Raw genomic sequence first — 16,173 nt, 5'->3', positions numbered from 1 at the left:
AAGATACTAATTCCCAATTCGATTTTTCTCGTCTTCCACCCCCGTATTGCGGTTTTGTGCCCGTTTTATTTGGTCATTTCCAAAATTGTAGGTGAGGTTAAAACGAAGCTGGCGGCTGTCACTTCCTCCACGACCGTTAATGATAACATTGGCAAACTCTGTTCGACCGGACCACGGTGAGGTAAACAATACGTCGGAAACGGCAACACGCACGTTTAATTTGTCTTTCAAAAACTTCTTCTGCAAAGCAATATCCAGCGACCCCAAACTTGCCGTGCGATAGGTTCCCCCCCAAACGGAAGGCGAATTGAACCATCCTGAAATTTCCAAGTTGATTTTTTTGGGAAGCGTAATATTATTTTGCCCATAAATGTTCAAAGTTTCCTGCGTCAAGCCCACAAAAGAAGGATCCGTGGGAATATAGCGGCTGCGAAAGGCATTGACACTCATGTATACATTCCACCAGGTATTGACTTTAAATGGGTAGGAAATTCCCAAATTAATCGTTTCTTGATTGGCCACATTTTTGGTGGTCATGCGACTCTTATTCAATCCCACCGCTTCGGTCACTTGCGCAAAGAAATCAGAGACAAAACTGTAACTCAACGAGGTGTTCAATTTGTATTTGTAGGTATGCGCAACTTTAACGTTATGCACATATTGGGGTTGTAAAAAAGGATTCCCCTTGCTTACCGACAATTCATCAATTTGGTATTCAAACGGATTCAACGCATTGTAACTCGGGCGTTCGATACGACGACTGTACGTAAGTGCCCATGAATTGCTCTCATTTTGCGCATAGGTGATGCCTCCACTGGGGAAATAATCGGTGTATTTTCGTTTTACCCGTGCCTCATTGTTTTGCTGTAGACTACTCAATTCGCCATCCGAATGCGTGTTTTCAACGCGGAGTCCCAATTGAAAATTGAATTTCTTTACTACACGGTTGTAATTCACATACACTGCATTCACATTTTCTTTATACGTAAAGCGATTGCTCAATGTTGTATTGAAAACGGGTTGTCCAGCGAGATAATTGAAAACATCAAAGGTATTTTCAGTGGACACTAAAGAGGTTTTCATTCCTACCCCCAATTTTCCTTTGCCTAATCGTTGCTCATAATCCGATTTAAAGGCCGCAATATCAATAATAACGGGCGTGAATTGGCTGTTGATGATGGCGCTTAAAATCGTTGTTTCGGTGGGGTCTAAATAAAAGTTGGGTAAAAAAGTGTCGCGGTCTGAATTGTACCGCCCTACATCCAAATCGGTAGTTAACGAAACGCCGGTGGTATCTTGAAAACGGTAATTTACGTTGGCATACAGGTTGTAATTTTTGTTGTGGGCATTATTTTGCGCCACTAAAACGCTGTCGATAACATTGGAGGTTTGAGGACGAATAGGGGTTCGAGAACGGCCATCTCCATAGGCATTATTAAAGTTCCCCGTCAGTGCAAGTCCAAACGAATGACGTCGATTATGGGTGTAATCGACTCCCATTTTTACGTTATTGGCATTGGTCATATAATCCGTTTTTGTATCGGAATTAAAAACCCTACCGTTCTGTTGACGTTCAAATTCCATAAAGTTGTAACTTTTCCCAAAACGGTTACTGTAGTTGAGGTAGGTGTTGAATTTTTTGCTGCGGTTGTTCAAGGAAATTGAATTCACCGACGTACCAAATCGTCCGATGTTGTACCCCGAAGTGAGGGTTCCGTTGGTACCAAAGTTTTTATTTTTCTTCAATTTGATATTGACAATACCTGCATTTCCCGCTGCATCGTATTTCGAAGAGGGTTGGGTAATGATTTCGATCGATTCAATATCCGTCGATTGGATGGTTTTTAGGAAATTAGTCATATCGGCACCACTCAAAAACGATTGCTTCCCATCAATGTAAAAAAGCACACCACTTTTGCCTTCCACGACTACATTATCGTTGTTGTCAACCACAACGCCTGGGGCTTTTCGCAATAATTCAAAGCCCGTATTTCCAGTAGCATTAATCGTATTTTCGACGTTAAAAACCGTTTTGTCGGCCAAGACTTGCACGAGTGGTTTTTCTTTTTTGATGACGACTTCATTCAATTGGACAGCACTTTCTTTTAGCACTATGGGTTCCAAAATTAATTCGCTTTCGGTCACCAACAACCCGTTGCGTATTTGGTCTTCGAATCCAACAGAAGTCACTTTTAGGCTATAGGTGCCTGGACGCAATTGCGCTATGGAAAACGCGCCCTCGGTATCGATCAGGACGGCTTTGACCAGTTTGTTTTCGGAATCAAAGAGTGCCACAGAGGCCGCGTAAAGGGCCGTTTCTTTTTCCGAACGCACGCTTCCTTTGACGCGTCCGGTTTGCGCTTGTGCACGAAATCCGAAGCTAAAAAAACTAAGGAATACAAAAAGAATAGGGGTAATTGTAAAGGGTTTTGCTTTCATGAGGTTTCTGACTGCCTCATTTGTCCCAAAAAGGGGAGATTGTTACAGTCGTTTCAACCATTTTTGGAAAAAAGTTCCTAACAATGGTATGGGACGGGTATACCCCATAACCGCAGTGAACATCCCGTAAAAAGTAAGAATACTAATGAATATCCAAAACGGAAAAGCAATGTTGAAACTCGTTTCAGAGGGTAATTGTGATCGGTTAAAATAACTACTCATAGTAAGTCCTATCAACAAAAATGTCGCTGTGAGGCCCAATCCTTGGCGCAAATGAAACGAAGTATACGGATTTTTTTTATCGGCATTGATGGATAAAGCGATTAGCGGGCCAATGATGAGCACATAACTCAAAATAGCCATAGATTTACCTTCTTTGATGGTCGTTGCGTCCATAATTAATTGACTATAATATGTTTGTCACGGGCAATGCCTAGCACTTTTCCACGGGTGGGTAGTCCAAGTAAAGCAGCATTTTTGGAAGTAGAATGAATTTGATCAGTGGTAAATGTTCCCGTTCCTTCTGTGGTAAAAAGGGTTAGATTCACGGCAGCTCCTGGTGCAATGACCGCCGGAGGTAGTCCTAAGATCTCACGCCCAGCCGTTAGTTTTTCTACAATCAATTCCATCGGAAGCACGGCAGCGAGTGTACCCCACGCCGATTCCAGTCCAATCGACCCTTCCTGCGCCAAATCAAATTCTACTTTTTTATATTCAATATCCACCGGATGATGGTCCGTCGTGATGCAATCGATGGTATTGTCGTGCAATCCTTCCCACAGCGCTTCACGATCATGTGCCGTGCGCAAGGGAGGGGAGAGTTTGTAACGGGTATCAAAATTTTCCAAAACCGCATCCGTTAGTACCAGATGGGCAACGGCTACACTACAGGTGACATTCAACCCGCGCGCTTTGGCCTCACGAACAAGTGCCACCGATTTGGCCGATGAAAGGGTAGGGATATGCAATGCGCCTCCCGTATATTCGAGCAAAAATAAGTTGCGGGCTACCTGTAACTCTTCTGCCAAACTCGGAATTCCTTTGAGTCCCAAACGCGTTGCTGTAATCCCTTCGTTAACCATACCATTGCCGCGGAGGGTATCGTCTTCACAATAAGCAAGCACACGCCCGTTGAAATCCTGTACATATTGAAGGGCAATCTTGAACAGATTTGCATTTTTCATCCCTTTTTTATAGTCTCCAAAAGCGACTGCTCCAGCTTGTTGCATGTCGTACAGTTCGGCCAAGGCTTGCCCAGCACTTCCCATCGTGAGCGCGCCAATCGGATGAATTGCGGTCGCTTGTCCCGAGGCTTTTTGATGTAGCAAATGAAGAACAGCGGCATTGTCTGCTACGGGTAGCGTAAGCGGTTGTACCATGATTTCGGTGAATCCTGAGCTTGCCGCAGTTTTCAATCCGTTGGTAATGGTTTCAGCGGCTTCATATCCGGGTTCCCCCAGCACCACCGAAGTATCAAACCAACCCGGAGAGACATTCGCATGGGGTAGTTCGATGACTTGCGCTTCTTGGGGGAGTGGTAAATTTTCGCCTATCGCCCCAATAACTCCCCCATGGAGATGAATATCGACGCATTGCAGGTGGTAAGCGCTTTTGGGGTCCACAATAGTTACCGATTTAAGTACCGTAGTCATAGTTGTTGTGTTGTTTATCGGATTATTTTTTGAATAGCAATTTCTACCAGCAAGAAAAGCAATGCGAGTAGAATACACCATTTCCAAATGACAGTATCGCTTCGATCCGCTTGTAAGGTATCAAACAATTGGTCGGTTGCTGTTATCTCTTTCCATTCCGCCATCCAATTGGAGGGTATGGCCTGGAGGTCGCTCTCTGTTCGGGGGTAATTGAAACTCAAGGTATCGACTGCTTCTTTTTGACGTAAAAGGGTGTAATTGCCTGCCCGTTGCGGTTGGGTCGAAAAAGTAAGTTTTACTTGATTATACAGTCGTTGCTGTTCGGGAATCACGTCGGTTTGCTCTTTTCGTAAGGTAACAATTTCATCGGCTCCTAGCGCTACATCAGCGATGTAAGGACGACTGCTGCCAAGCGTAGTTGCTTTTACTCCCGTTTTTTGAGCATTTAAAGCCATGTTATAAAACGTAGGCACAATCAAGTAAGGCGAGTTCTTGAAATTACTCCATTCCTGTCGTAATGGGGTCGAAAAGCAATAGATCGTTCCTGTGCCTCGGGTGACAGCACTCAAAAAAGGGCGCTGATCGTTGCCTTCCAATACGGTCGGAAACGAGGTTTGTACAGTATAGCCCGCTTTTAAGGTTGGATATTGAAAATTTTCCGTTTTCTTTTCAAAAACTCCAGTATACAAGGGGTGGTTGAAATTTATTTTGGTTACCAAGCGTTCCGTCTCGTTCCAATCTTGGTAGACATAACCGCCCCCCAGCGCATTCAATAACGCGTTGTACGAACGTACATTGGTGTCGGGGGCTGGAATAAGAATCAAATTTCCTCCTTGCGCCACAAAGGCTTTTAAGGTGGTTTGCAACGAGGCGGGTAAAGTCGCTAGTTCGTTGAGCACAAGGGCATCTTGTTTTTCCAGTAGCGCATAGGGCAAGGTAGCTAAGGTAGTGGCCGTGTATTCAAATTCGTCGGGGGTATAGATTTTATTTAAAAAAGTAGCCGGTGCCGACTCGCTGATACTCATGACCCGACTTTTTTCGGGCTTGGAAAGCGAAAAATAGTACGTGTTGTCGTACTCCAAACTGTTGTCGTTGAGCGAAACATACCCGTTAAACTGGGTTTTTGGAAGCGTAAATTTTAGGGTTTGTCGCGGTTGATTGAAAGTGACTAAGGTTTTGGCGACCAATTTTTGACCGTCGTACAACGCCACGGGCACGGCATCAGACGTTGCACCATACGACCGAACGGCCACTGCGATTTCATAGAATTGATCGAGGGCTTGATTGAGGTACACACTGTCAATGGCGATGTTTTGCGTTTTCTCGGCTTGAACCGGAATATAGTACCCTTGTTCATCACTATTCAAAGTACTCAAAGCGTCAGCGCGAGTTCCTACGCCGTCGGAGATCACCACAATGTCTTTGCGAAAAGCAGAACGGTGGGCGCGAACTTGGGCAATCAATCGTTCGGGTTCAAAAGGAGTGGCGCTGTACGAAAGGTTTTGCAACTCCCGTTGAATCGACTTGATGTCGGTATTCCAAAAACTTTCGGTATTGGTAAGAAGCGAAAAAGAGGCACTTTCAGGGGCTTCCGCCAAGATGTCTTGAACCGCCCGTTTGAGCAATTCCCCTTTTTTACCCTTGGCTTGCATGGAAAATGAATTGTCAAGAATAATATAGAGTTCATTTTTCGCATTTTTCGCTTCTTTGGCCTCCCAAAACGGTTGCGCAAAGGCTAGAATCAAAAAGGTGAGCAGCAATAAACGGGTCGCAAGCAGTACGTATTTTTTGAGGGTCGAACTTTTACGGGTTTGCACCACTAATTCTTTGAGGAATCGAACGTTGGTGAAGTATTGCGTTTTAAACCGTCGCAATTGAAACAAATGCACCAAAATCGGGAGCACCAAAAGGGAGAGAAAATAGAGAACTTCCGGATGTTTAAATTGCATTGTCGGACTTACGTTTGTGGTTTCAAAAATAACAAAAATAACCGATGTAAGAAGCCTTTAACGGGAATTTAGCGCTTATCCTTTTTTGCGTTTTTCATTCCTTTTGCGCTCTACAGCACGGTTACGTGGTGCCGTTTTTCGGGGTTTTCGTTTCCCGGGTCCGCCCAAATTGACTTTCTTATTTTTATCTTTTTTCTCCTGAAAAGCCGCACCGCCCTCTAATTTGGGTCGCTTGAGCAGCAACTTAACTTTCTTTTTGTCTTTTTCAAATTCCAAGAGTCGGTTGACCACTTCAATATCCTCGGGAAAGGAGAGCAGCGTGAGTTCTTTCTCCATCAGCATTTCGGCTTCGAGTTGGATTTCCTCTTCCCGCGGACTCACAAAACTAATCGCGATACCTGATTTGTCGGCCCGTCCTGTTCGCCCGATACGGTGAATGTACTGTTCGGGACTTTCAGTCATTTCAAAATTGATGACGTGGGTAATATCCGAAATATCCAAACCACGCGCCATAACATCGGTGGTCACTATGCCACGGAGTGCGCCATTTTGAAAAGACGCCATCGTATTGAGTCGGTAGTTTTGCGATTTGTTGGAGTGAATAATCCCCAATTGATCAGGAAATTCGGGTTCTAACGCTTGTGCAATTAGATCGACTGACTTTTTGTTGTTGGCAAAAATTAATAGGCGCTCCATCGAGGGGTCGTTGTGCAACAGCTGTTTGAGTAAATTTAGTTTGGTCAAAAAGTTAGGCACCCGATAGGCATACTGATCTATTTTCTCCAAAGGCGTTCCCGAGGGCGCTAAGCTAACCTCTTCGGGGAACTCAAAATACTCGTCCAGCATGGCATCTACTTCATCGGTCATCGTTGCTGAGAAGAGAATATTTTGGCGTTTTTGGCGCATCATGGAGAGGATGGCTGTTACTTGAGCGCGGAAACCTAGGTTGAGAATTTCATCAAATTCATCGATGATGAGTTTTTGCAAGGTATCAAACCGCACTACGTTGTCTAGGGCCAAATCCATAATTCTTCCTGGGGTTCCCACCAAAATATCAACGCCTTCATAAACCGCTTTCTTTTGGGTATTGAAGTTGACGCCTCCATACACGCCTAGGGTGCGAATGGACATGTATTGGGTGAGTTGGGTGACCACTTCGGTAATTTGTACCACAAGTTCACGGGTAGGTACTAGGATAACCACACGAGGCGTTTCAGAGGCCATAAACTTCCACGGTTTTAAAACGGGTAGGAGATAAGCCAATGTTTTCCCCGTTCCTGTTTGCGCAATCCCGACAACATCCCTCCCCGAACTAATGACTGGAAAGGCCCGTTGCTGAATGGGCGTAGGTTGGGTGAGTCCCATTTCGTCTATCGCTTTTTGGAGCGCTTTGGGCAATTGCAACGATTCGAAAGTGGTCATGGTCGGTGAATTTCCGGCAAAGGTATGAAAAAGAAGGGAGTCATCAGTTATCAGTTATCAGTCGACAGTCGACAGTCGTCAGTCGTCAGTAGTCAGTCGACAGTCGACAGTAGTCAGTCGTAAGTCACTAATCACTATTCCCCCTTTGGGGGCTAGGGGGCTAGTTAACAGTCACTAGCCTACCTGCCGGCATAGGCAGGTCTAACGTCCAACGCCTAACGACTACATAATCAGAAATTTGTATGTTCGAACAAACGCCGTTATTTTATGTATTCGTGATATGATTTCGTTTTTTGGAGGGGTTGGGCAAGGGGTACGGCTGGTACTAGTAGGCGTTTTTAAAAAGCAAATTATTCATCATCATCTTCTTTCTTATACCCTTCATAATAATATGATTGTTCAATTCCTTTGAAGATGACTTCTCTATTTTCAATTTCATCGGTTAAGTTTTGTCCTAATAGAGTTCGTAGTTCTAAATCATTTATTGGACTTCTCTCCATAGCTTGTAAATAAAGTGTTTTATCTACAAACTGCCAGTCAACTAATTTTTTTAGTCTTGACTTTAAAATCAAATCAAGCCAGATTCTCATGGTTCTGCCATTTCCTTCCATAAAAGGATGCGCGATATTCATTTCAACATATTTTGAGATTATTTCTTCAAAACTGTTTTCTGGCATTTGTTCAATCTTAATTAAAATTTCATTTAAATATAGAGCATTTGCAAATCTAAATCCGCCTTTAGATATATTCACAGTTCGAACTTTTCCAGCAAAATCATACAAACCATTAAATAGATAATGATGTATTTGTAATAAGCCTTTTGTCGTTCCGATTTCAATTTTTTGAATGTCATTAGAATCGAACAAGCGAAAGGCATTTTCTATACTTTTTCCATCAATATTTTTCATTAGAAACTATCTATTATTCAAATTCAAAAATACTCTAAATATTTGTCATTTGATTAAAATTGCGGTTCCTTTTTTAAATCAAAATGGTAGCGTTTATAAGGTGCCATACTCTTGCTAGTAACGGCAGCCCGCGAAAAAACTTCACAGCCTTTCCAACAACTATAGGAAAACCTAGAAAGAATAGTAGTAGTTGTTTTGTATCTTTAATCATGCAATACTCCCGACGCTTTGGGGCAAGGAATTTCTCGCAATCAGCTATAATTATCAAGTCTTGAAGACACGATTTCAGCCGACATTACCACTATTATTCCAAAAATTAAAAATCAACAATCGTTAATCGTCAATCGTTAATCAAAATTCCCCTTTCGGGGCTGACTGCTAAAATGACTTACGACTATTCCACTTACGACTCACCTCCGTCAAGACAAAAAGTAAAGAATTAAGTAAGAGCAAGATCTCAATACCATTCCATAAATCAAAAATCAACAATCGTTAATCGTCAATCAACAATCGTTAATCAAAATCCCTCTATGGGGCTAGGGGCAAGCCGACTCCAATTCCCAATCCATTAGACGTAGAACAAAAACGCGTGTTAACTTTTCTGCTCTTTGTTGAAATACACTAGGTAGTAATACATTTGGCGTTCTTCATCCCAACCCTTTTCGACAAACTTTTCGGCGCTGTCGGGATTGACAAAGTCCAACTTGATTTGTATGTTGGTGTCGAGGTTAATGACATTTTTAATCGAACGACGCGCATCCGATACGGCTGCGTTGGCAATCGGAAAAGAAGTGACGTCTTCAATGCTATATTTCTCACCACGATCGGCTTTAAAACTCTTAAATTCAGGAATTAAATCGGGGTTTTCAATCACTTCATTCAAAAACTTGGTCTCTTCAAACGTGTCGTTTTTGGCAAAGTGATTGACAGCACGGTTCATGAAAAGCACTTCTTCTTTTTTATCCTCGGCAGGGAAAACGACTTCTTTGGCGAACTCTTGACAAAACTTTAAGTACTTCTTGGTCATGTAATTTTCATCCTGAAAAGCATCGACCGATAAAAAGTGTTCCAGCCAATACCGCGCATCATACCGGTTGCTGTCGACGGTGAGAATTTTATACCCTTCTTCTTTTTTATAATTAAAAATCAAACAGCCTTTATCTAATTTGTTGAGATTAATCCCTTCCTGAAGGATCATTTCCAAATTACTGCCGCGTTCTTCAAATTGTAGAAAATCGGTCCGTAATTCGCTTTTAAACACCCCCAACGCATCAACAGTTTGGTTGTCGATGGAAATGTTGGTCAAATAGGTCACAAACACTTCTCCGTTTTTGATGTGAGGATGATTGGATTGCTCAAAAAGGTGTCGTGTGATTTTTTTAGATACCTCATGCACACTGCTGGGGTTGGTAAACACTTCGGTGGCCAAATTGAACATTTCGTTGTATTCCAAATCCACATCATGGGCAAACTGGAAATAGTTCTCTTCTTTTTCCCGAAAAGGGCGAAAAAAGAACTCTTTGAGTAAGGGCACAATTTCGTCGGTCAAACTGTAGGTCGTCTCCGATAAGAATACATTTTCGTTGCGACTTTTGTTGCCCACCCGGTGAATGGATAACGAGTCGATATGGGTGTTAAATAAGTTGAGCATAGTTATTCGCTTCTGAGATGCTGAGCCACTAGGCTACTGAGTCTGGTGATCACAGCATTAAATTACACATTTATTTTTTTGATGAACGATACCAACATAACTTCAATTTCTGTACTGAAATTCCACAGTCGTTGGAACTGTTCTTGATTGATATAGTCTATATTTTTAGCAATTTCGAGTTGGGTTTGGAATTCGAAAAGCGAACCGAGGGCAATTCGTAAAAAACGAATAAAATCTTTATTACTATTTCGAGCTTTGCCTTCAGCAATGTTACACGGAATTGAAAGTGCTGACCTTCGCATTTGATCGGTTAAGCAATACAGCTCCGCTTTTGGAAATTGAAGGGTAATTTCATACGTTGTTGTCACTAAATTCATGGCTTTTTGCCAAATAATTAAATTTCGATACGTATTCATGGCTCCTATTTTTGCCAAGATACGACAACTTGATTTGAAATTTCCGAATATAACTATTTGTAATTGGTTTAGTTATTATTGGCAGTTGAACAGCTCAGTTTCTCAGCAACTTAGCAGCTCAGTAGCCTAATTCCAATTTTCCTCAAATCCATAGTCCTCAAAATGGTCTTCGTCTCCAAACTGTTCCAAATCATCTTCATCGAGTTCGTCTTCAAAGTCGTTGAATGCATCGAAGTCGCCCTCGGCTTCAAACTGTTTTTCCAAGGCTTCCGCGGGCATTTCGCCATGTGAAAAGAGCAATTCAGGGTACGTAGCGCCCGGCACAGGTTCTTCAATCGCCGCCAATTCCACCAAAAACGTCCACATGCTGATAAAATCGTATACATAAATGATTTTAGTTTGTTCCTCATGAAGGAGGTCTTGTAACTGGAAGTCGGCCATCGTTCGCATTTCGCCAGGGGTGTCGCCGGTATCAAACATCGGAATTTCGTCCTCTTGGTTCCACGTATCGTCGCACGTGTAAAAAGAAGCGACTTCTGTACCGTCAAAACCAAAAGCGTTCACCAAAGCATTGTGTAAATCTTCAAGTGTTGCGGTGTCTTCGATAGCGATATCGCGAAAAATATCGTCTTCAGCGTCCAAAATGGCTCGGAATTTATAGATCATCATACGGGTATTTTTTTGAGCATTCAAAGATAAATTTAATTTTAGAAAATGGTTTCCGAAAAGGGCAATTGTTGATAAGATTTTGGGCGCAAAGGGAAGGGTCTTTTGGACGTCCGAGGGAAAGTCCTTATTTTTGAAAGGCTAAAATGTTATGCTATGAAAATGGTTATTTCACCGGCCAAATCGCTTGATTTTGAGCGACCGGTTCCCTTTACGCAATATACTACTTATGATTTTGCGAAAGAGTCCGCAACGATTGACAAGGTCTTGAAGAAACTCAAACGGCAAGAATTACAATCGCTAATGGACATTTCTCCAGCGTTGGCGACCTTAAATTGGGAACGCAACCAAGAGCGTGATGTCAATGCGATGACTGTGGCCAATGCCCGTCAAGCGATTTTTGCTTTCGATGGCGAGGTCTACACGGGATTGGATGCCTATACCTTGACCGAGGAAAAATTGCAACGGGCGCAGGAGCAATTACGGATTTTATCGGGCTTGTACGGCCTTTTAAAACCTTTAGATATGATGCAGCCCTACCGCTTGGAGATGGGAACTAAATTGCCTGTAGGCAGTGCAAAAGACTTGTATGCGTTTTGGAAATCCAAATTAACCAAGACCTTAAATGCCTCGATGGAAGAGGGAGAATTGTTACTTAATTTGGCGAGTACTGAATATTTTTCGGCCCTTGATGCCAAGCAACTTAAAGCCCACATAATTACGCCCGAGTTTAAAGACTATAAGGATGGCAAGTTGAAAATGATTAGCTTTTTTGCTAAAAAAGCCCGCGGTTTAATGGTGCGTTATGTCTTGGATACCCAAGCCCAAACCGTAGAAGCATTACAGGGTTTTCACTATGAAGGGTATGCGTACGACCCCTCACTGAGTACCGATAAGAAATTGGTCTTTACCCGTTAACATATAAAAACCTCCGGAACTATTCGGAGGTTTTCTGATTTAGAGTGCAAAAAAACGCTATGACTTACGTGTTTTTTTCCTAAAACAAGTCACCGAGATTTTACCCTACCTTTTTTTTTTTTTTTTTACAAATAAAAGTATTCTTCGTAATCACGACGGTTTTCTTGAGCCGCTTTTTTGTGATCACGCGCCAATTGTTTCATAGCGTCAACTCCTTTACGAGCACATTGTTTGATGTCTCTGAGATGATAGGCGAGTTGCTCCAAACGTGTCCGTTCTTGTGCGTCGAGTTTATTTGCTAAGTCCAAAAGCACCGCTTCCCATTCTTTTTCTTGTTTTTGGTGCGCTTCAAATTCACTATTGAGTTCGTCCAATAATTCTTCAATCTCCTTAGAAATGTCGGTGTGTAGGGCCTCCGTCTTGCGTTGGAGTTCTTGAATTTCTTTTTTACGCTTTTGGTTGTCTAATAGTCCCATAACAAAATGATTTTTATATAATCCTTTGATTGTTAAATAAATGTATAAAACCTGATTGTAATGTAAAAATAATGTTAATAACTTCTTACACGAAAGGGATCAAAACACCGCGTTATAGGGAAGGAAATTGCGATTGTTTGTAGGTATAAGTAAAATCTATATTGGATTTATAATAAATTGTAATTCAAATATTAGAGTGTTTTTTTATAAAGTTATTGTTTAAAATAAAAAGTAGTCAACCATTGTTGTAAAATGGTTTTCCCTAGTGGCGTTAAAATACTCTCTGGATGGTATTGAACCCCATAAATCGGCAGACTACTATGGCGAATAGACATGGGGTGCCCCTCAGGGGTTTGCGCGGTTACCACCAAAGTTTCGGGAAGTGTGGCCGGATCGATAATCCACGAATGATAGCGTCCCACAGAGAGTGATTGGGGGAGGTTTTGGTAAAGGATGTCCTGCAGATCTAAGACTTCAATTGTTGTAGCAACTCCATGATGTACGGTGTTTAAATTCTGTAGTTTAGCACCAAATACTTCGCCTATCGCTTGCATACCAAGGCAGATACCTAAAATGGGTTTTTCGGCGCCATAACGAGCGATTACCGCTTTCAATATTCCTGCTTCATCGGGCAATCCGGGACCGGGAGAAAGGACGATGTGGTCAAAAGCAGCTACGTCTTCCAGTGTGATTTCATCGTTGCGATACACCACTACGGGCGCACCAAGGGCTTCAATATAATGCAGTAAATTGTAGGTAAAACTGTCGTAGTTGTCGAGTAGTAAAATCGGCTTCATGGTTTCAAAGATAGGGAGAAAAATAAAAAAAGCCCCAGTACAAACTGAGGCTATTGATGGTACTATGATTCGGAATTAGAACTGAATCGTTACCGATAAATCAAACTCGTCGTTGATGGTTTTGTCGCCCAAGTTGTCAAAGAAACTTCCTGAGCCGTATTTGATACCGTATTTTGTACGGTCGATTTTAAAGCTAGTCGTTGCGGTCGAACCGTTCACTTTTAATTCAAAGGTTACAGGAGCTGTGACGTCTTTGATGGTCAAGTCGGCTGTTACCACATAAGTGCCGTTTCCTTTGTCTACCAACTTTTTGAAAACCAATTTTGATGTAGGATATTTCTCTGTTCCAAAGAAGTCATCTGCCTTTAAGTGACCATTTAATTTACCTTGGTATTCCCCTTGTAAATCAGTAGTATTAATAGAAGTCATATCAACAACAAACGAACCGCCTGTTAATTTTTTTCCTTTAAAAATTAAGGTACCTCCTTTAAAGTCTACCACACCATTGTGTTGGCCGGTTACTTTTTTGCCTACCCATTCGATTTTACTTTTGGTGACATCAATTTTTTTGTTTTGTGCTGATGCGATGGTAGCGCTGGCTACAAATAAAGCTACTACAATTGTTTTCAATTTTTTCATGATTGTAAATATTAAATTAGTGTTGAATTAAAGGGTTTCAAATAATTGGGACTCGCTTTTACGAACTTTGGTGGCGTGTTGTGTAGCATCGTCACTGTGACGGTAGCCAATGGCACAAACCACAGCTGCGTTGAGGTTGCGTTCGTTCAAGCCTAAGATTTGGTTGTACTGTTGTGCATCAAAACCTTCCATTGGTGTAGTATCGATTTTCAGTTCGGCCGCCGCATTCATCAAATTGCTCAAGGCAATATAAGTTTGCTTGGCGGTCCACACATTGCGTGCTTCCTCGGGGATGCTATTGATGGTGTTTCTCATAAAATCCATGTATCCTTGCACATCGCTTAAAGCAATCCCACGGGTTTGCACCATATTCTCAAAATACGCATCGATTTGGTCGTTTCCAAGGTTTAATTCATTGGCAAAAACAACCAAGTGAGAGGCATCCACCACTTGCGATTGTCCCCATGACGCAGGTTGCAATTGGGCACGAAGCGTTGGATTCTCAACAAAAATCACTTTATAGGGTTGCAATCCATAGGAGGAAGCCGATAAATTGATGGCTTCTTTAAGGGTGGCGATGTCGGCGTCACTGACTTTGCGCGTGGCATCGTATTTTTTGGTGGCATATCGCCAACGGGCATTTTGAATAAATTCACTCATAGCAAATTACATATTAAGGGTTCTAAATTTTTCTAACAAATCGTTTAGTTGGATGATTTCCTCGTTGCTCAGGTTTTGGGCAAAAAGTTGCTCATGCCTCAATACTAGCGGTTCCAATTCTTCGAGTAAGGCCAATCCTTTGTCGGTGATTAAAACTTCCATTTTTCGGCGGTTGTTGGGACAAACATTTCGCGTGACCAAATCTTTCAATAGGAGTTTGTCAATCAATCGGGTGGTGTTGCTGTTTTTGGTGACCATGCGCTCTTGAATCACACACATGTTGGCCGGGTTTCCCTTTTGCCCCCGAAGAATGCGCAATACATTGTACTGTTCTCCCGAAAGATCAAAGGGTTTTAACACCTCGTAAAACTTTTCAGCGACCACGTTTTGAGTCACCATCAAATTGAGGATTACCCGTTTGGTATCGCTTAAGGTTACACTGGATTGAATGAGTTCTTCAATTTTCATAATTGTAATTACAAAATTTGTAGGTACAAATGTATAGCAATGCCGTTTATTTGTATATACAAACGTGTGTTATTTTTTTGTTAATCTTTTGCTGTACTTTTTTTGAAAGCGGACCGATTTGTGGTATTTTTAGATCAAAATAAATACGATGCAACACTTATCGCAAGAGGCTTGGGCCGCGCAATTGGCCGCTGATGAAAATGCTGTAATTTTAGATGTCCGCACCGAAGAGGAATGGGCAGAAGGGATTATTCAGGGGGCATTACTCAATGATATTTACAAAGGACAAGGGTTTATTTACCGCTTGCAGGAATTGGATCCACAAAAAAACTATTATGTGTATTGCAAAGCAGGCGGGCGAAGTGCTCAAGCTTGTCAGATTATGGATCAAATGGGTTTTGCGCAAACCTTCAACCTGGAAGGCGGCATGATGCAATGGAACGGAGAGGTGGTAGCGCCTTAATTCCTAGCACGCTGTTTTTCTCTCGTTCTCTGGCACATAACAGTATAGAATGTTTTGATTTCTGCGTGATGCCATTGGGTGGTTTGGATAGTTACTTCAGGCAAGTCTTTTCTTCGAATACGAAGGGTATACCCTAATTGTAGATAGTCATCTTTCAGAAAACGAAGCTAATACGGAATACTACGATGCTTTAGTAGTTGTTTTTGTTTGAAAAAAAAGCCTGCTCGATGTTGAGTAGGCTTTTTTTTTGTGGAGTCGCCGAGAATCGAACTCGGGTCCAAACAAGCAATCCAATAGCTTTCTACACGCTTAGTTCTCGATTGAATTTTCGTCAAAAAGCAAGGCCAAGAACGACCACTTTTTGCTTAGCTTTATTAATGTCAGAAAGTATTTAAAGCCTTACCTTTCCTAGGTTTACTTTTACGGTTCACCTGTACCAACCGCCATAAACCAAGGCTTTTGAGGTGAATCTAGCTTCTCGTCCTTGACGAGACTAGGCCTATCGTACTAAACTTCGGATTAAGCAGCTAAAGCGTAATTATTTTCGCCGTTTATAAAGTCGTACCTTTGGATTAACGAGCCAAAAGTACAAGGCTCGACGTGCTTACGATTCAATTCCACTTGCTGTCAAAACCAGTCGACCCCATAG

General features: G+C 42.1%; 16 protein-coding genes and 1 other RNA gene. 2 read left to right on the top strand and 15 right to left on the bottom strand.

All coding sequences use genetic code 11. The features are described from left to right. Window positions 1-6: 6 nt before the first annotated feature. The 9 genes from Q0037_RS03420 to Q0037_RS03380 form a co-directional block, all read right to left on the bottom strand. The gene (locus tag Q0037_RS03420; RefSeq protein WP_297515483.1) at window positions 7-2,439 is read right to left on the bottom strand and encodes an outer membrane beta-barrel family protein; all 2,433 of its coding nucleotides are present in this window, start codon (window positions 2,437-2,439) and stop codon (window positions 7-9) included. Window positions 2,440-2,481: 42 nt separating this feature from the next. Then, a complete protein-coding gene (locus tag Q0037_RS03415; protein ID WP_297515480.1) occupies window positions 2,482-2,835 on the bottom strand; it encodes a hypothetical protein in 354 nt (117 codons plus the stop codon). 2 nt (window positions 2,836-2,837) lie between these two features. Then, window positions 2,838-4,091, bottom strand: coding sequence for a dihydroorotase family protein (locus Q0037_RS03410; protein WP_297515477.1), 1,254 nt, complete (start codon window positions 4,089-4,091; stop codon window positions 2,838-2,840). Window positions 4,092-4,105: 14 nt separating this feature from the next. Further along, window positions 4,106-6,040: a BatA domain-containing protein gene (locus Q0037_RS03405; protein ID WP_297515474.1), complete on the bottom strand. Its 1,935-nt coding sequence runs from the start codon at window positions 6,038-6,040 to the stop codon at window positions 4,106-4,108. Between the two features lie 75 nt (window positions 6,041-6,115). Beyond that, complete coding sequence (locus Q0037_RS03400; RefSeq protein ID WP_297515472.1) at window positions 6,116-7,462, bottom strand: DEAD/DEAH box helicase; 1,347 nt, start codon at window positions 7,460-7,462, stop codon at window positions 6,116-6,118. Window positions 7,463-7,812: 350 nt separating this feature from the next. Further along, window positions 7,813-8,370 (bottom strand): protein adenylyltransferase Fic, encoded by a 558-nt coding sequence (gene fic / locus Q0037_RS03395; RefSeq protein ID WP_297515469.1) that lies wholly within the window; start codon window positions 8,368-8,370, stop codon window positions 7,813-7,815. A gap of 592 nt (window positions 8,371-8,962) precedes the next feature. Then, window positions 8,963-10,021, bottom strand: coding sequence for a nucleoid-associated protein (locus Q0037_RS03390; protein WP_297515466.1), 1,059 nt, complete (start codon window positions 10,019-10,021; stop codon window positions 8,963-8,965). A gap of 62 nt (window positions 10,022-10,083) precedes the next feature. Further along, the gene (locus tag Q0037_RS03385; RefSeq protein ID WP_297515463.1) at window positions 10,084-10,437 is read right to left on the bottom strand and encodes a four helix bundle protein; all 354 of its coding nucleotides are present in this window, start codon (window positions 10,435-10,437) and stop codon (window positions 10,084-10,086) included. 126 nt (window positions 10,438-10,563) lie between these two features. Beyond that, entirely contained in the window at window positions 10,564-11,103 is a 540-nt protein-coding gene (locus tag Q0037_RS03380; RefSeq protein WP_297515526.1) for a hypothetical protein, read from the bottom strand. Window positions 11,104-11,259: 156 nt separating this feature from the next. Here Q0037_RS03380 and yaaA point away from each other — a divergent pair, with 156 nt between their 5' ends. Continuing rightward, complete coding sequence (yaaA, locus tag Q0037_RS03375) at window positions 11,260-12,021, top strand: peroxide stress protein YaaA (RefSeq protein WP_297515460.1); 762 nt, start codon at window positions 11,260-11,262, stop codon at window positions 12,019-12,021. 125 nt (window positions 12,022-12,146) lie between these two features. Here the strand turns inward: yaaA and Q0037_RS03370 are convergent, their stop codons facing one another. From Q0037_RS03370 to Q0037_RS03350, 5 genes are all read right to left on the bottom strand, one after another. After that, window positions 12,147-12,497: a hypothetical protein gene (locus Q0037_RS03370; RefSeq protein ID WP_297515458.1), complete on the bottom strand. Its 351-nt coding sequence runs from the start codon at window positions 12,495-12,497 to the stop codon at window positions 12,147-12,149. A 212-nt stretch (window positions 12,498-12,709) separates the two neighbouring features. Then, on the bottom strand, window positions 12,710-13,294 hold the full coding sequence (locus Q0037_RS03365; protein WP_297515455.1) for an aminodeoxychorismate/anthranilate synthase component II: 585 nt from the start codon (window positions 13,292-13,294) through the stop codon (window positions 12,710-12,712). A 75-nt stretch (window positions 13,295-13,369) separates the two neighbouring features. After that, window positions 13,370-13,933 carry a YceI family protein gene (locus Q0037_RS03360; protein ID WP_297515452.1) on the bottom strand — a complete coding sequence of 188 codons (564 nt, stop codon included), beginning with the start codon at window positions 13,931-13,933 and terminating at the stop codon, window positions 13,370-13,372. Between the two features lie 27 nt (window positions 13,934-13,960). Then, window positions 13,961-14,593 carry an NAD(P)H-dependent oxidoreductase gene (locus Q0037_RS03355; protein WP_297515449.1) on the bottom strand — a complete coding sequence of 211 codons (633 nt, stop codon included), beginning with the start codon at window positions 14,591-14,593 and terminating at the stop codon, window positions 13,961-13,963. Between the two features lie 6 nt (window positions 14,594-14,599). Further along, window positions 14,600-15,061, bottom strand: a complete 462-nt coding sequence (locus tag Q0037_RS03350; protein WP_297515447.1) for a MarR family transcriptional regulator — start codon at window positions 15,059-15,061, stop codon at window positions 14,600-14,602. A 148-nt stretch (window positions 15,062-15,209) separates the two neighbouring features. On the opposite strand from Q0037_RS03350, the gene Q0037_RS03345 reads away from it, so the two are divergent. Next, window positions 15,210-15,524, top strand: a complete 315-nt coding sequence (locus tag Q0037_RS03345) for a rhodanese-like domain-containing protein (protein WP_297515444.1) — start codon at window positions 15,210-15,212, stop codon at window positions 15,522-15,524. 247 nt (window positions 15,525-15,771) lie between these two features. Here the strand turns inward: Q0037_RS03345 and ssrA are convergent. Then, window positions 15,772-16,169: a transfer-messenger RNA gene (ssrA, locus tag Q0037_RS03340) on the bottom strand. Between the last annotated feature and the right edge of the window lie 4 nt (window positions 16,170-16,173).

Source organism: Flavobacterium sp. (assembly GCF_027482425.1).
Taxonomy (GTDB): Bacteria; Bacteroidota; Bacteroidia; order Flavobacteriales; family Flavobacteriaceae; genus Flavobacterium.
This window is presented reverse-complemented; position numbering and strand designations above follow the sequence as displayed.